Source organism: Rhizorhabdus sp. (assembly GCF_018006725.1).
Lineage (GTDB): Bacteria > Pseudomonadota > Alphaproteobacteria > Sphingomonadales > Sphingomonadaceae > Rhizorhabdus.
Window position 1 is genome coordinate 40,930 of record NZ_JAGMXV010000002.1, and the last position, 22,391, is coordinate 63,320.

The following is a 22,391-nucleotide window of genomic DNA, read 5'->3' on the forward strand; positions in this document are numbered from 1 at the left end:
ACGACATTTCGATACGAACGACGCATGATGGGGTTGGAAGACGAGTGGCGGCCGGAAGGGCAGTCCGCGGCGACGCGGTGGCTGCATGACGCCGCACGCGCGCTCGACAGCGTCGAAAGCCGCGTCGGCCGCGCCGCCAGCGACCTGTTCCACGACAGCGCCGTGACCCTGTCCGACCAGCACCGCGCGCAGATAGCGCAGTTGATCCGCGCGCTGATCGGCGCGATCGAGGACGAACTGCGCGTCCGCCTGATCGGCGCGCTGGAGAGCAGCTATCCCCTTAATGATACTGACTTTTCATCTGCATCGGACGCAACTGTCGCACACCGCCTGCATGACGCTCCCATAGCTCCGCCGCAGGCCGCGACCGATGCCGCGCTGATCGCGCAGCTCGGTTCCGCCACCACCCCGATCGCGCTTCCGCTGCTAGAGCCGACCCCGCTGCTGCGCGAGCCCGATCTCGTCGCCGCGATGCTCCGCCGGGTCGACGAACATCGCCTGGCGCTCATGCTGGGGCGCGGCTCGCCCTATCATGTCGCCGACCTCGCCCAGCGGCTGCTCGACAAGGGCGATACCGCGCTGGCGGAGGCGACGATGGCACTGCTGATCGCCGAGAGCCGCCGCTATGATGCGTTCGGCGATCCCGCGCTCGCCCGCACCGATTTGCAGCCCGGCCCGCACCGCAAGCTGCTCTGGGCGGTGGCGGCGGCCCTGCGCCATTATCTGGTCGACCGGCAAGGCATGGCCGAGGCCCGCGCCGACCTGCTGATGGCAGGCGCCGTGCGCGGACTGCTCGCCGAACATGACGACAGCGACACGCTGGAGGCGCGCGCCGACATTCTGGCGAAACTGCTTTCCGATCGCGACATGATCGATGACCAACTGCTCGTCGATGCGCTGGAGGAAGGATGGCTGGCGCTGTTCACCGCCGCGATCGCCCAGCGCGCGGGGATGGATTCGACCGGTGTCTGGTCGATGGTGACGGATCCGCACGGGCTGATGCTCGGCACCATCCTGCGCGCGATCGAGTGCGACCGGGCGGCGGCGGTGACGATGCTCTACCGGATCGGATCGGCCGAAGGCGCGGCCGAGGACGAGATCGTCGCCCGCGCCGAGGCGTTCGACCGGATGAGCCAGCGGCAGGCTGCCGAGGCGGTGCTGATCTGGCGGCTCGATCCCAATTATCGCCGCGCGGTGATCGAGATCGGCGAAGGCGGCCGGCGGCGATGAACGCTCCGCAGGGCGTCCGGCCCGTGTTCGGCAAGGTCGACGCGCAGGGGCGTCTGGTGGAGGCCGACCCTCCTCTGCTGCGGCTGCACCAGCAGGCCGGCGGAGTAACCGGCGGGATGATCGCGCTGCCCCAGCTGGGACAGATTGCGCGGCTGTCGCGCCGGCTGGGCATTCCGATCGCGCGACAGGTGATCGCCGCCAGCGACGAGCAGGATGTCGCCCTGTGGGTATCGGTGCGCCCCGCTGAGGACGACGACGGGGTCGTCCTCGCCATTACCGGCTGGCAGGAAAATCTCGCCTCGCAGCCAACCCCTGCGACCGAGGCCGTACGCTGGCGCGACTTCGGCCGCGCGGCCGCCGACTGGATCGTCGAGACCGACGCCATGCTGCGCATCGCGCAGAGCCCTCCCAATCTGCCCGCGACCATCGGCGCGCCGGTAGAGACGCTGCTGTCCTTCAGCCGCGATGCAGAAGGGCTGTCCTCGATCGTGGCAGCTGCGATGCGCGCCGACCGGTTCGAGGATGGCGAGGCGCATTGCCTGCTCGGCCGCGGCGTGGCGGTGCGCGTCGCCGGCATGCCCAGCTTCGGAGCCAATGGGGGCTTTGCCGGCTATCAGTTGCTGATCAGCCGCCGCGATGCTCCGCTTCCGCCTAAGCCGGTGGCCGCCGGCGGTCACGCCAATCCGCCGCCGCTCGACGCCGCCTTCGGCACCGCACTGGGTCAGGCGATGCGCGAGCCGCTCGACCGGATCATCGCCCATGCCGACAGCATCTCCGATCGCGGCGACGGCCCGGTGCGGCGCGATTATGCCAGCTATGCCGATGATATCGCGGGAGCGGGCCGCCATCTGCTCGCGCTGGTCGAGGATCTGGTCGACCTTCAGACGATCGAACGTCCCGATTTTCGCCCCGAAGCCGAGGCCGTCGACCTGATCGATGCGTCCGCCCGCGCCGCCGGACTGCTCGCCGTGCGCGCCGATCTGGCGCAGGTGCGGGTGATAGGACCTGCCTGGCGAAGACGGCCTGCGCTCGCCCCGACACTCGTCGCTGCAACCCTCTCGGCGGGTGCGACGCCACCGGCCATGGCGGGCGATCCCGCCGCCGCCAATCACGGCGTGTCGGGCCCGATGGCGGCGCAGTGGCGGCCCATCCCCGACCCTTCGGCATCGACCGCCATATCGCCCATCGTCGCGCACGGCGATTTCCGCCGGATCCTGCAGGTGCTGATCAACCTGCTGAGCAACGCGATCCGCCACACTCCGCCCGGCGGGACGGTGCGCATCGACTGCGCACGCGAGGGGGACATCGCCGCCGTGATCGTCGCCGACGAGGGCGAAGGCATCGCCCCCGAGGACCAGGAGCGCGTCTTCGACCGGTTCGAGCGGCTCGGCCTGCAAGACGGTACCGGCAGCGGCCTCGGCCTCTACATCTCCCGCCGACTCGCCCGCGCCATGGGCGGCGAACTCGGCGTCGACAGCGCGCCTGGGAAAGGCGCGCGCTTCGTTCTGACGCTACCGATCAGCTCTCGCTGAGTTCCACGACCTCGAACTGAAAAGACCGCCAGCCTCTGGCCTTCGCGGCCTCAGCTGCCGCCTCCTTCTTGCCTCCCGCCTCCTTGGCCGACTTGCTGTGGCCCCAGAAAACCTCGGTCTTTCCGTTTTCCAGAATGGCGACGATGCGCCAGAAATGGGTAAAGGGCGCGGCGGTCGGGCCGATCGTCTTCACATAGCCATCGGCCATGGTCGCGGTCAGGATGCGCTTCTTTCTCGCCATCGGCCGCTGATAATGGCCCATCCACAGATCGTCACGGCATTATACAGCGTACGCCGAGCTCGGCTGCATCCACAGGAGTGTCGCACTGTCAGGGGCCGGGTGCCGAAGCGGACGTGAAGGACTGGACCCTCATCAGCTTCTCGGGATTGCTGACGATGTAGATCGCGACGATCCTGTCGTTGCGGATTTCGAGAGCGGTGGTCTGCAGCACCTCGCGGCCGTCGATACTCACATAGCCTGGCAGGCCATCGATGGTGACCATGCGCAGGAGCCGGGGTGGCTTCGGGGCTTTTCGATGGAGACTGGCGTAGAGCCGCCGGACGCGGTCCACTCCCTGGACGACGTTGTGAAAGGCCAGAACCTTGCCACCACCGTCCATGTGAATCGCGACATCCTCTGCCAGCAGAGCCGATAGAGCGCCAGTGTCACCATCACGTGCTGCAGCGAAGAAAGCGCGCGCGATCCGATCGCCTTCGGCTGCGTCGAGCGCGTACCGCGGCCGGGCATCCTGCACATGTTTGCGAGCCCGCGAGGCTAGCTGGCGGACAGCGGCGGGTTCGCGACCCAGCGTCAAAGCCACCTCGCCGAGCGCCACGTCGAATATATCGTGCAACAGAAAAGCTGCCCGCTCCAACGGCGACAGTCGTTCCATCGCAAGCATGAGCGTCACCGTGATGTCGTCAGCCGCCGCTTCATCCGGCTCGACGTCACTGATCAACGGCTCCGGTAGCCAGGGACCGACATAGGTTTCCCGGCGCATGCGCGCAGACTTCAATCGGTCGAGACACAACCTCGTGACGATTCGCGTGAGATATGCGGCCGGCGCATCGATCGTGGCTTCGGCAGCTGCGAAGCGAAGCCAGGCGTCCTGCGCCACGTCTTCGGCCTCGCTGATGGACCCGAGCATGCGATAGCCGAGCCGGATCAGCCGCTGCCGTTCCAGCTCGAAATCGGCGGTCCTTTGCTCCGTGGTCATCTGCGCATCCTTCATGTGCGGTGCCGCCCACACGCATGACGAGGCAGACCGCCCGGATGTGACGTCATCCGGACCGTTCGAAGAAATTCTTCCGCGATGTCACAGCCGGACCCCGCACCTCGTCATGCTGGATAGCGCCGGACCACGGGCGCGCAACGAGGAACGTTCATGACTACAAAGCATCGCTTGAACTGGAATGAGGTGGCGCCCGCAGGCGCGAAGGCCCTATTCGGTATCCATCACTATATCACCCGGGAAACGGCGCTGCCCGACGAGTTGATCCACCTCGTCTTTCTGCGCGTCTCGCAAATCAATGGGTGTGCGCACTGCATAGACTTGCACAGCCGCGACCTGCTCAAGACCATGCCCCTCGAAAAGGTGCTGCTCGTACCGGTGTGGGCGGAAGTGCCCCACCTGTTTTCCGACCCATATCGCGCAGCCCTGGCATGGGCCGAGGAGGTCACGCTGATAAGCGAGACCCACGCATCGGACGAGGCTTATGCCAAGGTGGCAGCGGCGTTCCAGCCAAAGGATCTGGTCGATCTCACCCTAGCCATTGCCGCAATGAACGCCTTCAATCGGCTCGGCGCGCCGTTTCGTCTGCCGGTAAAGGCAAAGCCGTGATGCCGGGCAGGGCAGGATCCGTCCATGCTCGGACGGCGGGCGGTCAGGAGGGGTGAGCAACCCTCCTGCCCTACTCCCTCACCGGACGGACGTGGACTGCATAAGCTGCCGATCATGCACGGCGCTCAACCCTGCCAGCGCCATCATCGCGCCGATCAGGCACATCAGCATGTCCCATTGCGTGTCCCAGACGTCGCCCTGCGTGCCGAGAAACTCTTCCGCGCCCTGGCCGAGGAGCATCGCGGCGGCGAACTCGATCAGTTCGTAGGTGGCGCTGACCGCGAGACAGCAGGCGAGGACGAGTGCAGTCACGAGCTTGCCCGGCGCGATTCCGCCCAGCCGGATCAGCAGTTCGCGCAGGACGATCGCGGGGACGAAGCCCTGCATGAAATGACCGAGGCGGTCATAGGGATTGCGCGCCAGATCGAGCCAGTCCTGCACCATGAAGCCGACCGGTACGCGCGCATAGCTATAGGCGCCGCCGACGATCAGGACGAGGCCATGAACCGCAGTTAAACCGAAGGCGAGGCCGGTCAGCGGGAAGCGCGCGGCGGACAGCCAGAGGACCGGGAGCGCGATCAGGACGGGCGCGACCTCCATCCACCATGTGGTCCGATCGAAGGGATGCCAACCCGACCAGGCGAGCGCCGCCAGCCAGACTATCGTCACCACCAGAAGCGGCTTTCGCTGATCGATCAGGTGCATCCTTCTCCCCTCCCGGCCTGGTGACCGGGGTCATGGCCGTGCGCGGTCGACCACCGCAAATGAAAAGAGGCCCGGCAATGCCGAGCCCCTTTCATCGTTGAACGGCAGTTGCCGCCCTCACCCTCACTCGGCGGCGGGGAGGTAGATCTCGCCGCCCTTTTCGCGGAACACGTCGCTCATCGCGCGCATGCCGGCTTCGGCTTCTCCGGCGGCGATGAACTGGTCGGCGGGGGCGTTCTTCGTCGCGGCGAAATCGCGCACTTCCTGCGTGATCTTCATCGAACAGAATTTCGGCCCGCACATCGAGCAGAAATGCGCGGTCTTTGCGCCTTCGGCCGGCAGCGTCTGGTCGTGATATTGCTCGGCCGTGTCCGGATCGAGCGACAGATTGAACTGGTCGCGCCAGCGGAACTCGAAGCGGGCGCGGCTGAGCGCATCGTCGCGCAGCTTGGCGGCGGGATGTCCCTTGGCCAGATCGGCGGCGTGGGCGGCCAGCTTGTAGGTGACCACGCCGACCTTCACGTCGTCGCGATCGGGCAGTCCCAGATGCTCCTTCGGGGTGACGTAGCAGAGCATCGCCGTACCGAACCAGCCGATCATCGCCGCGCCGATCGCCGAGGTGATGTGATCGTAACCCGGCGCGATGTCGGTCGTCAGCGGCCCGAGCGTGTAGAAGGGCGCCTCGCCGCACGCCTCGAGCTGCTTGTCCATGTTCGCCTTGATCTTGTGCATCGGCACATGGCCGGGGCCTTCGATCATCACCTGGCAATCATGCTTCCAGGCGATCTGGGTCAGCTCGCCCAGCGTCTTCAGCTCGCTGAACTGGGCTTCGTCATTGGCGTCCGCGATCGAGCCGGGGCGCAGGCCGTCGCCGAGCGAGAAGGCCACGTCATAGGCCTTCATGATCTCGCAGATTTCCTCGAAGCGCTCGTAGAGGAAGCTCTCGCGGTGGTGCGCCAGGCACCATTTCGCCATGATCGACCCGCCGCGGCTGACGATGCCGGTCACGCGCTTCGCCGTCATCGGGATGAAGGGCAGGCGGACGCCGGCGTGGATGGTGAAATAATCGACGCCCTGCTCGGCCTGCTCGATCAGCGTGTCGCGGAAAATCTCCCAGGTCAGGTCCTCGGCGATGCCGCCGACCTTCTCCAGCGCCTGATAGATCGGCACGGTGCCGATCGGCACGGGCGAATTGCGCAGGATCCATTCGCGCGTGTCGTGGATGTTGCGACCGGTCGACAAATCCATGACCGTGTCGGCGCCCCAGCGGATCGACCAGACCATCTTGTCGACTTCGGAGGCGACGTCGGAGGCGACCGCCGAATTGCCGATATTGGCGTTGATCTTCACCAGGAAGTTGCGGCCGATCGCCATCGGCTCGGATTCGGGGTGGTTGATGTTCGACGGGATGATCGCGCGGCCACGGGCGACCTCGTCCCGAACGAATTCGGGCGTGACGAAATCGGGGATCGACGCGCCGAAATCCTCGCCGTCGCGCAGCAGCTTTTCCTTGAGCGCGGCGCGGCCGACATTCTCGCGAATCGCGACATATTCCATTTCGGGGGTGATGATGCCGCGCCGTGCGTAATGCATCTGAGTGACGTTCATCCCCGCCTTGGCGCGCAGCGGACGCTCGACGACGTTGGGGAAAGGAGCGACGCCGCCCGCGCGGTCCGGACCCTTGAGACCGTTATCCTCGGGCTTTACCGCGCGGCCCTGATACTCCTCCACATCGCCACGGCCGAGAATCCAGTCACGACGCAGCGCCGGCAGGCCGGCCATGATGTCGATCTGGGCGTTGGAATCGGTATAGGGGCCCGAACAGTCATAGACGCGCACCGGCGGCTCGTTGGCGGACGGTTCCAGCGCGATCTCGCGCATGGCGACGCGCACGCCCTGCGGCCCTTCGACATGGATCTTGCGCGATCCGCGGATCGGGCCGGTGGTGACCGCCATTGCGGGGCGCGCGCCGCCGGCTGACAGGTTCGTCGGATCTGCGTCGGCCATCTCGTCTCTCTCCTCCAGGGGCGCGTCCGGCAGGAAAAAGGGAGACCGCGTGCGGCTTTCCCTCCCTACGCCGGTACGAACCGGATCAGGTTCAGCGGGTCGTGGGCGTTGCAGCACCACCTCTCAGCCCTTGTGTCCATCGGCCGCGAACCGGCCGGCGGGGGCTCCCCGGGGATGGCCAATCGTAACCAATGTCTCGCTCCGGCGAAAGAGCGGACTGCTAGGCTGGCTAAAGAGACAGCGCCGTCTATATGCTGGGCAGGATGAGCGGCCCCAATTGCGACCTTGCGATCATCGGCGGCGGCCTGTCGGGCGGCCTGCTGGCGCTTGCCGCACGGCGGGAGCGGCCCGACCGGCGCGTGATCCTGATCGAGGCGGCGCCGGCGCTGGGCGGTGCCCATCTCTGGTCCTTCATCGACAGCGACATCGAGCCGGAGGACAAGCCACTGCTCGAACCGCTGATCAACTATGGCTGGCGGGCATTCTCGGTCGTCTTCCCGCTCTACAAGCGCGCGCTGCCCTTTCCCTTATACAGCATCCGGTCCGACCGGTTCGACGCCGCACTGCGTGAAGTGATGCCGGCTGAAAGCATATTGACCGGACGACGCGCGGTCGCGGTTAGCCCGACCGAGGTGCGGCTGGAGGACGGTACGCTGATCAGCGCCCGGGGCGTGGTCGATGCGCGCGGGCCTGGGGACCTGTCGCTCCTCGACCTGCACTGGCGCAAATTCGTCGGCTATGAGCTGACCCTCGACGGCCCGCACAGCGTGCGCCGCGCGACGATCATCGACGCCGCTGCGGATCCGGCCGAGGGCTTCCAGTTCATGACGATGCTGCCGATCGAGACCGACCGGCTGTTCATCGAGGATATACGCTACGAAGCCTGGCCCGACCTCGACATGAACGATCATGGCGCGCGCATCGTCAACCACGCCGCCCGCTTCGGCTGGCGGATCCGCAGTTCGGCGCGTGGCCAGGCGGGCATTTTGCCGATCGTGCTCGACGGCGATTTCGAAAGCTATTGGCGGTCGGGTGGCGAGGGCGTGGCGAAGGTCGGCCTGCGATCGGGGCTGTTTCACCCGATCCTGGGCAATTCGCTGGGGGACGCGGCGCGAACGGCGCAGTTGGTTGCCGGGGCGGACGACTGGTCCGGCCCCGCGCTACATGCGCTGCTTCATGCACATGCGACGAAAAGCTGGGCGCGGCGCGACTATTATCGACGTTTCGCGCGGCAGATGCTGCGCGAAACCCCGGTGGCGGGAAGCTACAAGATGCTCGAATCGCTCTACGCGATGGACGCCGACCTTATCGCGCGCTTCCACGCAATGAAATTGGGCTTTACCGACCGGATGGCGCTCAGCCTCGGCGAAGGGCCGATGCCGGTCACCGCCTTTCTCAAACGATGACATCTATCAGCGACGGACCCTGCTGCCATGGCGATTTCCACTCTCTGCGTCTTCTGCGGCTCCAGCCCCGGCCATGACCCGGTACATGGCACGGCCGCCCGCGCGCTGGGCGGGGCGCTGACCGATGCGGGGATCGACCTGGTCTATGGTGGCGGCCATGTCGGCCTCATGGGCATGGTCGCCGACGCCGTGCTGGCGGGTGGCGGGCGCGTGACCGGGGTGATTCCGCAGGCGCTGCACGACCTGGAGGTCGCGCATCACGGGCTCACCACGCTGCACGTCGTCGGGTCGATGCACGAACGCAAGGCGATGATGGCAGACCTGTCCGACGGCTTCATCGCCATGCCGGGCGGGATCGGGACCTTCGAAGAACTGTTCGAGATGTGGACATGGGGGCAACTGGGCTATCACCGCAAGCCGGTGGGGCTGCTCAATGTCGGCGGCTTCTATGACCGGCTGGTCGGCTTCATCGACGATGTCGTCGATGCCGGCTTCCTGCGCGCCGCGCACCGCTCGATGCTGATGGTCGAGGAGGATCCCGCTGCGCTGGTCGCGCGAATGCAGGCCTATGAGCCGCCGGTCATCGAGAAATGGATCGGACGCGAGCAGAGGTGAGCGCGTCCGATCCATTCAGCCCGGCGAAAGCCCGCGCGGGCCATTCCGAGGCCATGAAAGCCCTGCTTCCCCTTGCGCTGCTGCTACTTCCCATTTTGGGCGCCTCGCCGGCTATCGCCGCCGAACGCAAACCGATCGATGCGAGCCCGCCACCGCGCGTGGCGACGCTGGTCGTTTATGGCGACGACCCCTGCCCGCGCAGTTCGGACGAGGAAATCGTCGTGTGTGCGCGCCAGCCGGAAAGCGAGCGCTATCGCATCCCCAAGGAGCTTCGCAACAAGCGCAAGACCGACATCCCCTCGCAAAGCTGGGCTTCGCGGGTCCGGACGCTCGACATGGTCAGCAAGCGCGGCCTGCCCAACAGTTGTTCGCCCGAGGGGTCGGGCGGCCAGACCGGCTGCATGCGCCAGTTCCTTGAGGCAGCCCGCGCCGAGCGCGAAGCCGCCAAGGCCGAGGCGGAGCAGTAACCGGTCGCTTTTGCGCTACGACATCTGCCATCCCGTATTGCCCCCACTTGGGAGATCGATCGCGCGGCGCTATAGTTGACGGCGGACCGAATAGATGAAGACGATCGACCCCGAACTGCTCCTTAGAGCCTATTCGATCGGCGTGTTCCCGATGGCGGACAGCCGTGATGCCGACGACGTCTATTGGGTCGAACCCAAGAAGCGCGGCATATTGCCGATCGACCAGTTCCGTCTGTCGCGATCGCTGGCCAAGGTCATCCGCTCGGATCGCTTCACCGTCACCTGTGACGCCGCTTTTGCCGAAGTCGTGGCGCAGTGCGCGGAATCGACCGACGACCGGCCCGACACGTGGATCAACACTGCGATCGAATCGGCCTATGCCGATCTGCACCGGCGCGGCCATGCCCATTCGATCGAGTGCTGGCGTGACGGCCGGCTGGTCGGCGGACTCTACGGCGTACGCCTCGGGGGAGCCTTTTTCGGGGAAAGCATGTTCAGCCGCGAAAGCAACGCGTCGAAGGTCGCGCTCGCCTGGCTGATAGCCCGGCTGCGGGTCGGGGGCTTTCGCCTGCTCGATTGTCAGTTCATCACCGAACACCTCCGCTCGCTCGGCGCGATCGAAGTGAGCCGCGACGATTATGTGGCGTTGCTGGACGGGGCGCTAGGCGTTGCCGGTCTGGGCGCGGGCGGGGCTGCGGGTGTCGCAGCAGACGGAGCCACAGCCGGCGCGGCCTGGTCGCCGCCCGACTTCTTCGCACTCGACGGCGGCGCGACGCGACCCGACAGGCGCACCGTGTCGGGACCGATATCGGGGTGCACCATCGTGCAGCTCTTGGGCCAGACGTCGTAAACGGGATCCTCGACAGCGTTGAGCGAGGGGGATTCCTTGAACAGCCAGCCCGAGAAGATCCGCCGCCAAGCCCCGTCGCGGCCGCGCACATCGGTCTGGACGAAGGCACCGGTCAGCTTCTGATCTTCCCACGGCGCCGTCGTTTCGCAGGCGCGGAGACGGACGATCACGTCGCCCACGCGTATCGCCTGTCCGGGCCGCATTTTCAGATCGCGCGATTCGCCGTTGCGCTTGTTCAGCAGACCCAGCACCGCCACGCGGTCGCCCATCGGCGTGCCCTGGGTCACGAGTGGCTTGTCGGGAATGGGATCGGCGACAGGAGCCGCCGCCTGGGCCGTCTTGACGGGCTCGGCCGCAGCCCCCTCGCTCTCGTCTCCTGCGGGATCGAGCGGCACCGCTCCGGCCTGTTCCTCCGACTGGACGGCTTCGACCGGCGCCTGTTGCTGCCCGATCGCCTGCCAGGCGCCAAAGGCGACGAGGCCGCCGAGCGCGACCGCGCCCAGCAGGACCGGCTTCACGGCTTCGCCGCTTCGTCGCTGCCGCCGCCCGACGAGCCGCCGGACTTGTTGATGAACTGGCCGACCATGCCCATCAGATCCATCGCACCCTGGGTGTCGGCGATGGTGTCGCCTTCCTTCAGCGAAACCGTGTCGCCGCCGGGGATGAGCGAGATGAAGGTCGCGCCCAAAAAGCCTTCCGACGTGATCGCCGCGCTGCTGTCGGCAGGCAGCTTGAGCGCCGGATCGAGCGCCAGCTTCACCTTGACCTGATAGCTTTGCGGGTCGAGCGCCTGCTCGGCGACGGTCCCGACTTTCATGCCGGCCACACGAACGTCGCTGCCGACGTTGATGCCGGTGCTGTTGGGGAAAAAGGCGGTGACGTGGATCGCCCCGGCCTTCGCGCCGCCGCCGGTGGCGCCATAGGCGAACCAGACGAACCAGACGGCGAACAGGATGACGAAGAGGCCGACCAGCGCTTCGCCGATATTTTCACGCAACAGCGATTTCATGACTCAGTTCGGGCTCCATGCCTCATAATCGCCGGTCGCCGCCGCTCGGACGCCGCCCCGCTCCAGGGCACCAGACGGACGATAGGCCGCTTCGGTTCCCGTCAGGTTCGGCACCGCCGGCTGCTGCCAGGCGCGGGGCGCGGGCAACTGGTCGGGAGTGAAGTCGGTGCTGTAGTGCAGCCAGCCATGCCATTCGGCCGGAACCCGACTCGCATCATTGGCCCCGGAATAGATCACCCAGCGGCGGGGGCGACCGTCGGTTGCCTTGCCACCCTCATAATAGACGTTGCCCAGCGAATCCTCGCCGATGCGGGTGCCGTTCTTCTTGGTAAAGCGGAGGGTGCCGATCGTGGCGCCGTCCCACCAGGTGAAAATCTTCTTGAGCATGCCGTCCGCTTAGCCTCTGCCGCCCATGCCGCGCAACCGTTTAGACGCTGGACCGTGACAGCTTGCGCAGGGCTGAACGCGGGCGACGGGCGTCGCTGCGCGCCCGTTCGTCATCTGCCCGCCCAGGAAACGCGATCGCCTTCGGCGATGCCGTGCCGTGCCGCACCGCCTCCGGCGATCTCGAGCACCGCCGCGACCGGCTCACCCGAGGGGATCGGACTGAGATCCTCGGGCACCGCATTGGCCGCGATCCGCGCAATGCTGCCATCCGCGCGGATGAAGATAAGGTCGAGCGGAATATAGGTGTTCTTCATCCAGAAACTGGCGAAGCGCGGCGGAGTCATCGGGAAAATCATCCCCCGATCCTCGGCGAGGCTGGTGCGGTACATCAGGCCCCGCGCCTGTTCCTCGGGGGTGCGGGCGACCTCTACGCGGAACGCAACCTTGCCGGCTCTGGTAGCGATGCTCAACGGCACCGTCGCGGCAGCCGCCTCGCCGGCGGCGGCATCGCGCGCGCCGGCCGGTCCCGGCGCACAGGCGGCCAGCAACAGAGCGGCGGCGACGGCGCCTGGCAGACGCAATGCGCGCATGGTCACTCGGCGATCAGTTCGACCGCGAGCGGCCCCTTGCGGCCCTCTGCGATGCGCGCGCGCATCCGTGTTTCCGGCAGCAGATCGGCCAGGCCCGCGCGGCGCACCGTTTCCATGTGCACGAAGATATCCTGCACATCGCCCTCGCGAACGACGAAGCCATAGCCCTTCAGCCGGTTGAACCACTTGACCACGACAGCCTCCGGCTCGCCTGCGGCGTCGATCAGCGCGGTGGGATCGACTCGGTCGGCGGTGCGCTTGGCGACCAGATCGGGATCGGGACCGGTGGCGGTCGACAGGTCGATCGCAAGAATACGGCGCGCCTGCAGGCCACGGTCGCGGGCGACGACCTCACAGGCGACACGCGCGCCTTCCGGAAGGGTACGACGGCCATGGTCACGCAGCACCGAAAAGTGGACCAGCACGTCCCCTTTGTCTCCATCGGTGGCGATGAAGCCGAAGCCACGGGTGGCATCAAACCATTTGACCGCCCCCACGACGGTCTCGGCGGGCTCGCCTGCTGCCATCGATAGCCGTTCCTGACCGCTGTCCAAGCTGACATCGCGCAACGTCACAGACGCAACTGACTTATCATTCATTGTCGAGACACCCGCTGCTTGACGTGCCAGCCTATCACAGCGCGCCGCTGAAACGAAGCTCTTACGTGCCAGGATGCCATCCATCGCTCGTTACGCCGTCGACTTCAATATCCAGTTCGGCCGCGTCCATAGCCAGCACGCGCGCGACGATGTCCATCGGATGCCCGGCCCGCGCCATCGCCGAAACCCAGCGTCGGCGTTCGTCCCGATCCGGCACATGATCGGCATAGGGGCCGATCCGCCGTCGCCGGGCGAAACGCAGTGCGGCCTCCTCGGCGCCGGAGTCGATATCCTCGCGCACCCCATCGGTCGTCTCGGCATCGATCCCCGATGCCCGCAGCGACGCCACGATCCGGCGGGCTCCATAGCCGCGCCGCAGCAATGACTGCGCGCGCGCATCGGCAAAGGCGCCGTCATTGACATAGCCGCGCTCGGCGAAGCGGGCGACCATCGCCTCGACCGGCGGCGCCCCCTCCCCGGCCCAGCCGCGCTCCTTGAGCTTGCGGCGCAGATAGGCGGCCAGCTTCGCCCGCGTCGTCGCATAGCGCGCGGCATAGTCGAGCGCGGTGCGCGACAGCGTTTCGGCGTCATAAGGACGGGGGTCACGGGGGGCTGATCGGGGCATGCGCCATCTTTGTGCCACAGTCGGGCCGGATTTTGAACGCGCGGCTGGGTGAAGGCAGCCAGCTTGTACAGGCCTGTCCGGCGATCGGGCCGCCGCCACGGAGGTGCGTCGATGCTGGATGGGGCCGAAATCACTTCGGAAAGACAAGGGATCAAGACGAGAATGGCATTGGTGCCGACGCCGACAGTCGATGCGCTGCCGCGCCGCTTCGCCGATTTCGAGACGCTGGGTGCGGCGCTCGACTATGCCGCGACCGGTGTGCGCGGGCTCAACTTCCATGACGCCCGCGGAACGCTGACGACGCCTTATCCCTTCGCACAGCTGCGGGTCGACGCGCTCGCCAATGCACGCCGCCTGATCGCGGCCGGCATCGCCCCCGGCGATCGCATCGCGCTCGTCGCCGAGACCGGCCCCCATTTCGCGGCGCTGTTCTTCGGCGCAGTCTATGCCGGCGCCTGGCCGGTTCCCTTGCCGCTGCCGACATCCTTCGGCGGCAAGGACAGCTATATCGACCAGCTCGTCGTCCAGCTGTCCAGCTCCGATCCGCGGATGCTGTTCTATCCTGAAGAACTGTCCGAAATGGCGTCGGCCGCCGCCGCCCAGCGCGGCGTCGAGGGGCTCACCTATGAGGGCTTCGAAACCCGCAACGCCCCCGAGGCTCCGCTGCCGCAGTCGGCACCGGACGAGATCGCCTATCTGCAATATTCGAGCGGTTCGACCCGCTTCCCCCACGGCGTTGCGGTGACGCATCGCGCGCTGCTCAACAATCTCGCCGCCCATTCGCACGGCATGCTGGTCGAGCCGCTCGACCGCTGCATCAGCTGGCTGCCCTGGTATCACGACATGGGGCTGGTCGGCTGCCTGTTGTCGCCGATCGCCAACCAGGTGTCCGCCGACTATCTCAAGACCGAGGATTTCGCGCGCCGCCCGCTGGCCTGGCTCGACCTGATCAGCCGCAACGAGGGCACGACGATCAGCTATTCGCCGACCTTCGGCTACGACATCTGCGCGCGGCGCATGTCGAGCCAGACCAAGGCTTCGGACCGGTTCGACCTGTCGCGCTGGCGGCTGGCGGGCAACGGTGCCGACATGATCCGCCCCGACGTGATGCAGTCCTTCGTCGACGCCTTTGCCGAGGCCGGTTTCAAGGCCAGCGCCTTCCTGCCGAGCTACGGCCTGGCCGAAGCCACGCTGGCGGTGTCGATCATGCCACCGGGCGAGGGCATCGTCGTCGAGCTTGTCGAAGAGACCCAGCTGTCGGGCGGCGCGCACAATCAGGATCGCCCGCGCCGCTTCCGCGCCGTGGTCAATTGCGGCAAGCCGGTCCGCGACATGGCCGTCGAGATCCGCGATGAGGATGGATCGCCGCTGCCCGAGAAGATGATCGGCAAGCTATGGGCCAAGGGTCCGTCGATCATGACCGGCTATTTCCGCGACCAGGAGGCGACCGACGCCTGCATGGTCGACGGATGGCTGGATACCGGCGACATGGCCTATATGTCGAACGGCTACATCTACATCGTCGGCCGCGCCAAGGACATGATCATCATCAACGGCAAGAATCACTGGCCCCAGGATATCGAGTGGGCCGTGGAGCAGTTGCCGGGCTTCAAGGCCGGCGACATCGCCGCCTTCTCGATCACCACGCCGGGCGGCGAAGAGGCGCCGGCCGTGCTCGTCCAGTGCCGCACCTCGGACCCCGCCGAGCGGACCCGCCTGCGCGACCAGATCCGCGACAAGGTGCGCTCGATCACCGGTATGCAGTGTGTGGTCGAGCTGGTCCCGCCGCGGACCTTGCCCAAGACCAGCTCGGGCAAGCTGAGCCGGGCCAAGGCGCGCAATCTCTATCTGGCGGGCGAGATCCAGGGCTACGACATCGCCGCCTGAGGGGCGGTCGGGCGACCTAGTCGACCGTAGCGCTTGATCCCCGGCGGCCGACCGCCGCATGGTGATGGCGCGTCGCCGGTCCGTTCCGATCGACGCTGCGGAGACGATCGCCGATGCGCTTCCGATTGCTGATCTCGTCGCTGCTGGCGCTTGCAGCAACTGCCGCCCAGGCGCTGCCGCTCGACCCGCTGGGCGACCCCGGCCAGTTCCAGCGCGATATCGAGGCGATCAACAGCAGACCGCTGCCCGATGGCGAGGCGCTCGCCCGTGCAGTGGGCGAGGCTGTAGCGTTCGACGCCCGGATGCGCGGGCGCTGCCAAGCGAAGAAGCTCCGTATCGGGCCGCTCGCGCCGGTAACGCTCGACGGCCTGGTCACCGGGCTGATCGTCGCCGGCAAGATCGAAAATGGCTGGATCACCTCGGTCGTGCTGGAGGATTGCCCGGCGGGCGACCCGATTCGCATCCTGCTGCTCCGCGACGCCGACGGCACGACCCTGCAGGGCATCTTCGCCGGGCAGGGCGACACGCTCGCCTGGCCGACACTGGCCCGCGAGGCGCTGCGCGCCACCGTCGCGATGGCGGTGCAGCGACTCAAGGCCGAGGACCCGGCATGCGCCCCGAAGGACCTGACGCCCACTAGCGTACGGATCACCGGAACCAGCCCCGATCTCGGCCCCGACCAATATGGCATAAGGCTGAAAGGCTCCTGGAGCGAGCTTTGGACCTTCGAGCCCTGCGGCCACCGGCTGTCGATCCCGATCGCCTTTCGCACCAATGGCAGTGGCGGTGCCTATTGGGATCTCGACCGGGGCGGCGTGCTCTACGTGCGCTGATCCCGCCAATCGGCGGACACCGTCACTGCTCGATGGCTGCAACCCCTTGCGCTTCCATGACCCCACCGCTATGTGCCCGCTTCTCGGACCCGGAGGAGTGTAGCTCAGTTGGTAGAGCATCGGTCTCCAAAACCGAGGGCCGGGGGTTCGAGTCCCTCCACTCCTGCCATTTGAAATGGTCGGCTGGCCGAAGGGTACGAGGTGCGAAAAGAGGTCGGGTCCGCCGGTCGTTAAGGCCGATGAAGCGGACAGCGGCCTCTTGTCGCTATTTTGATGTTTTCCCGGATTTTCGAATCGGGGCAGGATAGGCTGGGAACGTGGCGAAGACTTCTCCCGTCGAGTTCATCAATCAGGTGAAGGCCGAGACCCGCAAGGTCGTCTGGCCGAGCCGGAAGGAAACCGTGACGACCACCATCATGGTGGGCATCATGACGACGATCCTCGCCTTGTTCTTCTTCGGGGTCGACCAGTTCTTCTCGGCGATCGTGAAGTTCCTCCTGTCCCTGCTGGGCTAAGAAACGGAGACGTTGGCGTTCATGGCGCGCTGGTACATCATTCACGCCTATTCGGGCTTCGAGAACAAGGTCCGCGAAGCGATCCTGGCCGATGCCGCGCGCCTGGGCCTGGAGCAGCTCGTCGAGGCTGTCGAGGTTCCGACCGAGAAGGTCACCGAAGTCCGCCGCGGCAAGAAGATCACGTCGGACCGGAAGTTCTTCCCCGGCTATGTGCTGGCAAAGCTCAGCATGAACGACGACGTCTATCACCTCGTCAAGAACACCCCGAAGGTGACCGGTTTCCTCGGCTCGTCGGGCAAGCCGCAGCCGATCAGCGAGGCCGAGGCAGCGCGCATCCTGAACACCAAGGAAGAGGCCGCAGCCGCTGCGCCGAAGACCAAGCTGCGCGTCGACTATGAGATCGGCGACCAGGTCAAGGTGCTCGACGGCCCGTTCGCGAGCTTCAACGGCGTCGTCGAAGAACTCGACTTCGACCGCAGCCGCGTCAAGGTTTCGGTGTCGATCTTCGGCCGCGCGACCCCGGTCGAGCTCGAATTCGAGCAGGTCGAGCGCGTCAAATAATTCGGAGCGCCGGCGAGTCCCGGTGCATCCCACCCGTTCCGGAGCGATCCGGGATGGCGCCTTCCAGGCGCTACACGTCGCGGGAGAAGGCTCCGGCCTTCGCAGGAACCGCTAAACTTGAACGGCCGGATTGCGGATCGGTGTTCGCACCTTTCCACCAGGCAGCCCGGCCAGCATAGAGTGAGTGAGACATGGCAAAGAAGATTACGGGCTACATCAAGCTCCAGGTGCCCGCTGGAAAGGCGAATCCGTCGCCGCCGATCGGCCCCGCGCTCGGTCAGCGTGGCGTCAACATCATGGACTTCTGCAAGGCGTTCAACGCCCAGACCGGTGACCAGGAAGTCGGCACCCCGCTGCCGACCGTCATCACCGTCTATGCGGACCGTTCGTTCAGCTTCGTCACCAAGACCCCGCCGGCCAGCTATCTGCTGAAGAAGGCCGTCGGTCTGAAGTCGGGCTCGAAGGAGCCGGGCAAGGCGACCGCCGGCAAGATCAAGCGCTCGCAGCTGTCCGAGATCGCCCAGATCAAGATGAAGGACCTCAACGCCAACGACATCGACGCGGCAACCCGCATCATCGAAGGTTCGGCCCGCGCGATGGGCCTCGAAGTGGTGGAGGGCTGAGATCATGGCCAAGCTGAGCAAGAAGCAGAAGAACCAGCAGGCGTCGGTCGACAGCCAGAAGCTGTACGGCGTCGATGAAGCGATCGCCCTCGCCAAGCAGAACGCGACCTCCAAGTTCGACGAGACCATCGAGGTCGCGCTGAACCTGGGCGTCGATCCGCGCCACGCCGACCAGATGGTCCGCGGCGTCGTCACGCTGCCGAAGGGCACCGGCAAGGACGTCCGCGTCGGCGTTTTCGCCCGGGGCGCCAAGGCCGATGAAGCCAAGGCCGCCGGTGCGGAAGTCGTCGGCGCCGAAGATCTGCTCGAGCAGATCCAGGGCGGCACGGTCGATTTCGACCGCTGCATCGCGACCCCGGACATGATGGGTCTGGTCGGCCGTCTCGGCAAGATCCTGGGTCCGAAGGGCCTGATGCCGAACCCGAAGCTGGGCACCGTCACGATGAACGTCGCCGAGGCCGTCAAGGCGGCCAAGGGCGGTCAGGTGGAGTTCCGCGTCGAGAAGGCCGGCATCATCCACTCCGGCATCGGCAAGGCGAGCTTCCCGGCCGAGGACCTGCGCGCGAACTTCGACGCCTTCGTCGACGCGATCGTCAAGGCGAAGCCGTCGGGCGCCAAGGGCAAGTATCTGCGCAAGGCCGCCGTCAGCTCGACGATGGGCCCGGGCGTCAAGATCGACGTCGCGGAGGTCGCCGGCGCCTGATCGCCAGCGACATCCACAGAATCGGAAGGGGCCGGGAGCAATCCTGGCCCCTTTTCGTTGCGCGGTCGTCGCGCCTTAGACCTTCGTCGTAGATTCAAATCCAAAAACGATCGCCGAATTAGCGCCCCCTTAAGACCCCCCATGCCACTCCGGCCCGAGCCGCCCGGACATTCCCCTGTGTCGGGCGGCACCCAATTTACGTGATGGAGACGTGCGTGGCTCAGGATTTGGGCAAAATCGAAAGCTGGGTGACCAGCCGAGCTCTGGGAGAGAGGCTGTCGCTGCAAACCCGCGCGACGCTGATTGCCAGCCTGCTGATCATGCTGGCAATCATCGGCGGGTCGCTGCTGAGCCTCCAGATGATCAGCGAAGACGGCCATGTGTCGAACCAGGCGCTGTCCTCGGCCCTGCTCGAAAAGGACTTCGCATCGCTCGAGCGCGACGTGTTCCGCAACGCGCTGATCCGTTCCGAGGAAAGCCGTGGCGATGTGGTGACCAACCTGTCCGACATGTCGAAGGCGATCGCCGCCGTGCGCGCCGATTCGGACGAGGCCGACCTGCCGCTGATCGACGCAATCACCACCGCACAGACCAAATATTCCTCGCTGGTTTCCACCTCGATGGAAAATGGCGGGCCGAACCCTGTCGAGCTTGCCGCCATCATGGATGCCGGTAACAAGGTCGACGACTCGATCGAGGCAATCCGCAACCCGATCATCGCGCGCGCCGAGGCGATTGCCGCCAAGCAGATGGCTCTCGCCTTCGTGACCATGGCGTTGACTGCCCTGATCGCCCTCGTCGGCGGCTGGCTGGGCTACAAGATCGCCCGCTCGATCCGCACCAGCGTCGGCGACGAACTCGGCGAAGTCAGTGGCGTGATGACCCAGATCACCAATGGGCGTTACGACGTGACCGTGCGTCATTGCGAGCGCGGCGACGAAATCGGTGACCTGTCGCGTGCCGCCGTCCGTCTGCGCGACGCCAGCCGCGAGCGCGACGAGGCCGAACAGGCGCTGCGCAACATGATCGACGTCGTCGGCAGCAGCCTGCGCCAGCTCGCCGATGGCGATCTCCGCGTGGTCCTGCCGCCGCTCGGCTCGGGTTACGAAACGCTGCGTGACGACTTCAACCGCACCATCGCCGCGCTGCATGATGCGATGGCCGAAGTGGCCCGCTCGGCCGAGTCGATCCATGTCGGCTCGTCCGAGATCAGCCGCGCCACGATCGACCTGGCGCAGCGTTCCGAGCAGCACGCGGCCGAACTGGCTGTCACCGCCGAGACCATCTCGGGCGTGACCGCCGCGGTCGGCGCGACCTCGACCCGCACCACCCAGGCCGACGATTTCGTCCGCTCGGCGGTGCGAGAGGCCGATGCCGGCTCCGAAGTCGTGCAGCGCGCCGTCAGCGCGATGGCCAACATCGAAAAGTCGACCGCCGAGATCGGCCAGATCATTTCCGCCATCGACGCGATCACCTTCCAGACCAATCTTCTGGCGCTCAACGCGGGCGTCGAAGCGGCCCGCGCCGGCGAAGCCGGCAAGGGCTTTGCGGTCGTCGCCAACGAAGTCCGCGCACTGGCTCAGCGTTCGGCCGACTCGGCCGCCGACATCCGCGCGCTGATCGACACCAGCGTGACCCAGGTGGCGTCGGGCGTCGAAATGGTTCGTCAGGCCGGTACCGCCTTCGACAGCATCGGATCGCGCATCCGCGAGATCACCACGATCGTCTCCGAGATCAGCGAGAGCGCCGCCGATCAGGCCGCCAAGCTGTCGAGCAGCAACAAGGTGATGGCTGGCATGGACGGCGTCACCCAGCAGAATGCCGCCATGGTCGAGGAGAGCACGGCGTCGGTCCGTCAGCTGGCCGACGAAGCCGATACGCTGGCCGCGCTCGTCACCCGCTTCCGTCTGCGCGAGGCTGAGAAGAAGGCCCGGATCGTCACGCCGATGGCGCCGGCCGCGACCCGTGCGCCGGCAAGGGCCGCTGTCAGCCGCCCTGCGGTGAGCGGCAATCTCGCCCTGCGCGATGAGCAGGACTGGGCTGGCTTCTGACGCCTTCTGGCCAGACGGCATCGTCCCGAGGGGGCGGTCGGAGCGATCCGGCCGCCCTTGCCGTGTCGGGATATTTGACAGGGCTGGCAGGATGTTAACCAGTAGCTGGCTCGCCGGTCCCGGAAATGCTGGCTTTCCTCGATTTGGCACGCTTCTGGCTTAACTGTTCACGAACCCGTTTCGGCTCGTCGCGAGGGCAATGCGGGGGAAGGAGAATCGATCGTGGGTATCGCAGTCCGGGGGGTTTTTGCGTTGCTCGCAGCGGTCGCTCTCGCTTTCCCCGCCATGGCCCAGGCCGAGGCGGTTTCGAATTGGCTGGAGCATGTCCCCCAGCCGAGTGCGTTGATTTTGCTTCTGGTCGCGGTCGCCGGCGTTCTGGTGGGGCGCATTGCAAGCCGTCGGCGGCGCGGCCCCTGAAGCGAAGTCCGGGTTGCGTTTACCGATTTAGTGTCGAGTGGATTTGCGTACGAGTTTGCTTTTTCCCCTGTAGCGTTGCGCGGCGTGTTCGGCCCCCGTCCGCCCTTCTCCGAGAAGCTCGGCGAACGGCAGGCGGGGGCCGTGCCGTTTCTGTACCCGCGCTTCGAGATTGACCTGACGCGCCTGCCGGGCTTTGAAGCGCGGCATGACCTCGACCCTTCACACGCTCGAATCGACCATCGCCGCCCGGCGCGGGGCCGACCCGTCGGCATCCTATGTCGCCTCGCTGTTCGCCAAGGGGCTGCCGAAGATCGCACAGAAGCTGGGCGAGGAAGCCGTCGAGACCGTGATCGCCGCGCTGCAGGGTGACCCGAAGGCGGTCACCGGCGAAGCTGCCGACCTGCTGTTCCACCTGCTCGTCCTGCTCAACGAGGCCAAGGTGCCGCTGTCCGACGTCCTTGCCGAACTCGAACGGCGCGAGGGACTGTCCGGCCTGGCGGAAAAAGCCGCCCGCAAGGCCTGAACGACCGGAGATACCGATGCCCATCGACGCGACCCAGCCCTATGACGACGGCAATATCTTCGCCCGCATCCTGCGCGGTGAGCTGCCGTCGAAGAGCGTCTATGAAGACGAGTGGGCGCTCGCCTTTCACGACATCAACCCGCAGGCGCCACTGCACATCCTGGTAATCCCCAAGGGACGCTATGTGTCGTGGGACGATTTCAGCGAGCGCGCGAGCGATGCGGAGATTGCAGGCTTCGTCCGCGCCGTGGGCAAGGTAGCGCGCGATGCGGGCCTGCCGGCGCCCGGCTATCGTCTTCTCGCCAACATCGGCGGACATGGACATCAGGAGGTCCCCCACCTCCACGTCCACATCTTCGGCGGCCGTCAGATGGGGGCGATGCTGCCCCGCTAGGCCGTAAACGCCGGCTGTCGC

The 22,391-nt window shown here is 66.4% G+C and carries 26 protein-coding genes, 1 tRNA gene, 1 pseudogene and 1 riboswitch; of the genes and pseudogenes, 18 read left to right on the forward strand and 10 right to left on the reverse strand.

Translation table 11 applies throughout. The features are described from left to right. Nucleotides 1–24: 24 nt before the first annotated feature. Together KAY22_RS00745 and KAY22_RS00750 are read left to right on the forward strand one after the other, a co-directional pair. A complete protein-coding gene (locus KAY22_RS00745) occupies nucleotides 25–1,230 on the forward strand; it encodes a DUF2336 domain-containing protein (RefSeq protein ID WP_296618901.1) in 1,206 nt (401 codons plus the stop codon). After that, a complete protein-coding gene (locus KAY22_RS00750; protein WP_296618902.1) occupies nucleotides 1,227–2,762 on the forward strand; it encodes an ATP-binding protein in 1,536 nt (511 codons plus the stop codon). Before KAY22_RS00745 ends, KAY22_RS00750 begins: the two co-directional genes overlap by 4 nt. Here the strand turns inward: KAY22_RS00750 and KAY22_RS00755 are convergent. Together KAY22_RS00755 and KAY22_RS00760 are read right to left on the reverse strand one after the other, a co-directional pair. Next, nucleotides 2,749–3,003, reverse strand: a complete 255-nt coding sequence (locus KAY22_RS00755) for a hypothetical protein (protein WP_296618981.1) — start codon at nucleotides 3,001–3,003, stop codon at nucleotides 2,749–2,751. The two genes, KAY22_RS00750 and KAY22_RS00755, sit on opposite strands and share 14 nt — an antisense overlap. Before the next feature lie 88 nt (nucleotides 3,004–3,091). Next, a complete protein-coding gene (locus tag KAY22_RS00760; protein ID WP_296618904.1) occupies nucleotides 3,092–3,979 on the reverse strand; it encodes a sigma-70 family RNA polymerase sigma factor in 888 nt (295 codons plus the stop codon). Between the two features lie 186 nt (nucleotides 3,980–4,165). Between KAY22_RS00760 and KAY22_RS00765 the strand changes: the two genes are divergently transcribed. Then, complete coding sequence (locus tag KAY22_RS00765; protein ID WP_296618907.1) at nucleotides 4,166–4,603, forward strand: carboxymuconolactone decarboxylase family protein; 438 nt, start codon at nucleotides 4,166–4,168, stop codon at nucleotides 4,601–4,603. 78 nt (nucleotides 4,604–4,681) lie between these two features. Here the strand turns inward: KAY22_RS00765 and KAY22_RS00770 are convergent, their stop codons facing one another. Beyond that, a complete protein-coding gene (locus KAY22_RS00770; protein ID WP_296618910.1) occupies nucleotides 4,682–5,308 on the reverse strand; it encodes a DUF2238 domain-containing protein in 627 nt (208 codons plus the stop codon). A gap of 123 nt (nucleotides 5,309–5,431) precedes the next feature. Continuing rightward, nucleotides 5,432–7,264, reverse strand: a complete 1,833-nt coding sequence (gene thiC / locus KAY22_RS00775; protein WP_296618984.1) for a phosphomethylpyrimidine synthase ThiC — start codon at nucleotides 7,262–7,264, stop codon at nucleotides 5,432–5,434. Nucleotides 7,265–7,360: 96 nt separating this feature from the next. Beyond that, a riboswitch (TPP riboswitch) is annotated at nucleotides 7,361–7,496 on the reverse strand. 82 nt (nucleotides 7,497–7,578) lie between these two features. Between thiC and crtY the strand changes: the two genes are divergently transcribed. The 4 genes from crtY (at nucleotide 7,579) to aat (ending at nucleotide 10,653) form a co-directional block, all read left to right on the forward strand. Beyond that, nucleotides 7,579–8,721 carry a lycopene beta-cyclase CrtY gene (crtY, locus tag KAY22_RS00780; RefSeq protein ID WP_296618913.1) on the forward strand — a complete coding sequence of 381 codons (1,143 nt, stop codon included), beginning with the start codon at nucleotides 7,579–7,581 and terminating at the stop codon, nucleotides 8,719–8,721. 27 nt (nucleotides 8,722–8,748) lie between these two features. Further along, nucleotides 8,749–9,336 (forward strand): TIGR00730 family Rossman fold protein, encoded by a 588-nt coding sequence (locus KAY22_RS00785; RefSeq protein WP_296618915.1) that lies wholly within the window; start codon nucleotides 8,749–8,751, stop codon nucleotides 9,334–9,336. Between the two features lie 53 nt (nucleotides 9,337–9,389). Continuing rightward, on the forward strand, nucleotides 9,390–9,803 hold the full coding sequence (locus KAY22_RS00790; protein WP_296618916.1) for a hypothetical protein: 414 nt from the start codon (nucleotides 9,390–9,392) through the stop codon (nucleotides 9,801–9,803). Between the two features lie 94 nt (nucleotides 9,804–9,897). Continuing rightward, the gene (aat, locus tag KAY22_RS00795) at nucleotides 9,898–10,653 is read left to right on the forward strand and encodes a leucyl/phenylalanyl-tRNA--protein transferase (protein WP_296618918.1); all 756 of its coding nucleotides are present in this window, start codon (nucleotides 9,898–9,900) and stop codon (nucleotides 10,651–10,653) included. Nucleotides 10,654–10,688: 35 nt separating this feature from the next. Here the strand turns inward: aat and KAY22_RS00800 are convergent. The 6 genes and pseudogenes from KAY22_RS00800 to KAY22_RS00825 all read right to left on the reverse strand — a co-directional run. Next, nucleotides 10,689–10,922 (reverse strand): annotated as a pseudogene (locus tag KAY22_RS00800) (DUF2155 domain-containing protein); the annotation flags it as partial. A 245-nt stretch (nucleotides 10,923–11,167) separates the two neighbouring features. Next, nucleotides 11,168–11,662: an outer membrane lipid asymmetry maintenance protein MlaD gene (gene mlaD / locus KAY22_RS00805; protein WP_296618920.1), complete on the reverse strand. Its 495-nt coding sequence runs from the start codon at nucleotides 11,660–11,662 to the stop codon at nucleotides 11,168–11,170. Nucleotides 11,663–11,665: 3 nt separating this feature from the next. After that, nucleotides 11,666–12,049 (reverse strand): NADH:ubiquinone oxidoreductase subunit NDUFA12, encoded by a 384-nt coding sequence (locus KAY22_RS00810; RefSeq protein ID WP_296618922.1) that lies wholly within the window; start codon nucleotides 12,047–12,049, stop codon nucleotides 11,666–11,668. Between the two features lie 110 nt (nucleotides 12,050–12,159). Beyond that, nucleotides 12,160–12,639, reverse strand: a complete 480-nt coding sequence (locus KAY22_RS00815; RefSeq protein WP_296618924.1) for a DUF192 domain-containing protein — start codon at nucleotides 12,637–12,639, stop codon at nucleotides 12,160–12,162. Between the two features lie 2 nt (nucleotides 12,640–12,641). Further along, entirely contained in the window at nucleotides 12,642–13,166 is a 525-nt protein-coding gene (locus KAY22_RS00820; RefSeq protein ID WP_296618926.1) for a cold shock protein, read from the reverse strand. Between the two features lie 133 nt (nucleotides 13,167–13,299). Then, entirely contained in the window at nucleotides 13,300–13,863 is a 564-nt protein-coding gene (locus KAY22_RS00825; RefSeq protein ID WP_296618928.1) for a regulatory protein RecX, read from the reverse strand. A gap of 162 nt (nucleotides 13,864–14,025) precedes the next feature. Here KAY22_RS00825 and KAY22_RS00830 point away from each other — a divergent pair, with 162 nt between their 5' ends. From KAY22_RS00830 to KAY22_RS00880, 11 genes are all read left to right on the forward strand, one after another. Further along, nucleotides 14,026–15,750, forward strand: coding sequence for a fatty acyl-AMP ligase (locus KAY22_RS00830; protein WP_296618930.1), 1,725 nt, complete (start codon nucleotides 14,026–14,028; stop codon nucleotides 15,748–15,750). 113 nt (nucleotides 15,751–15,863) lie between these two features. After that, nucleotides 15,864–16,583, forward strand: coding sequence for a hypothetical protein (locus tag KAY22_RS00835; protein ID WP_296618931.1), 720 nt, complete (start codon nucleotides 15,864–15,866; stop codon nucleotides 16,581–16,583). Nucleotides 16,584–16,676: 93 nt separating this feature from the next. Further along, nucleotides 16,677–16,752 (forward strand) — tRNA-Trp (locus KAY22_RS00840). Between the two features lie 148 nt (nucleotides 16,753–16,900). Further along, complete coding sequence (gene secE / locus KAY22_RS00845; RefSeq protein ID WP_165323190.1) at nucleotides 16,901–17,098, forward strand: preprotein translocase subunit SecE; 198 nt, start codon at nucleotides 16,901–16,903, stop codon at nucleotides 17,096–17,098. Nucleotides 17,099–17,119: 21 nt separating this feature from the next. Continuing rightward, the gene (gene nusG / locus KAY22_RS00850; RefSeq protein ID WP_296618935.1) at nucleotides 17,120–17,659 is read left to right on the forward strand and encodes a transcription termination/antitermination protein NusG; all 540 of its coding nucleotides are present in this window, start codon (nucleotides 17,120–17,122) and stop codon (nucleotides 17,657–17,659) included. A 191-nt stretch (nucleotides 17,660–17,850) separates the two neighbouring features. Continuing rightward, nucleotides 17,851–18,282, forward strand: coding sequence for a 50S ribosomal protein L11 (gene rplK, locus KAY22_RS00855; protein ID WP_165323192.1), 432 nt, complete (start codon nucleotides 17,851–17,853; stop codon nucleotides 18,280–18,282). Between the two features lie 4 nt (nucleotides 18,283–18,286). Next, nucleotides 18,287–18,985, forward strand: coding sequence for a 50S ribosomal protein L1 (gene rplA, locus KAY22_RS00860; protein ID WP_296618940.1), 699 nt, complete (start codon nucleotides 18,287–18,289; stop codon nucleotides 18,983–18,985). 215 nt (nucleotides 18,986–19,200) lie between these two features. Further along, the gene (locus KAY22_RS00865; RefSeq protein WP_296618941.1) at nucleotides 19,201–21,036 is read left to right on the forward strand and encodes a methyl-accepting chemotaxis protein; all 1,836 of its coding nucleotides are present in this window, start codon (nucleotides 19,201–19,203) and stop codon (nucleotides 21,034–21,036) included. A gap of 222 nt (nucleotides 21,037–21,258) precedes the next feature. Further along, the gene (locus KAY22_RS00870; RefSeq protein WP_296618943.1) at nucleotides 21,259–21,453 is read left to right on the forward strand and encodes a PEP-CTERM sorting domain-containing protein; all 195 of its coding nucleotides are present in this window, start codon (nucleotides 21,259–21,261) and stop codon (nucleotides 21,451–21,453) included. Nucleotides 21,454–21,658: 205 nt separating this feature from the next. Beyond that, nucleotides 21,659–21,976, forward strand: coding sequence for a phosphoribosyl-ATP diphosphatase (locus KAY22_RS00875; RefSeq protein WP_296618945.1), 318 nt, complete (start codon nucleotides 21,659–21,661; stop codon nucleotides 21,974–21,976). Between the two features lie 16 nt (nucleotides 21,977–21,992). Continuing rightward, nucleotides 21,993–22,370, forward strand: coding sequence for a histidine triad nucleotide-binding protein (locus KAY22_RS00880; protein ID WP_296618947.1), 378 nt, complete (start codon nucleotides 21,993–21,995; stop codon nucleotides 22,368–22,370). Nucleotides 22,371–22,391: the final 21 nt, after the last annotated feature.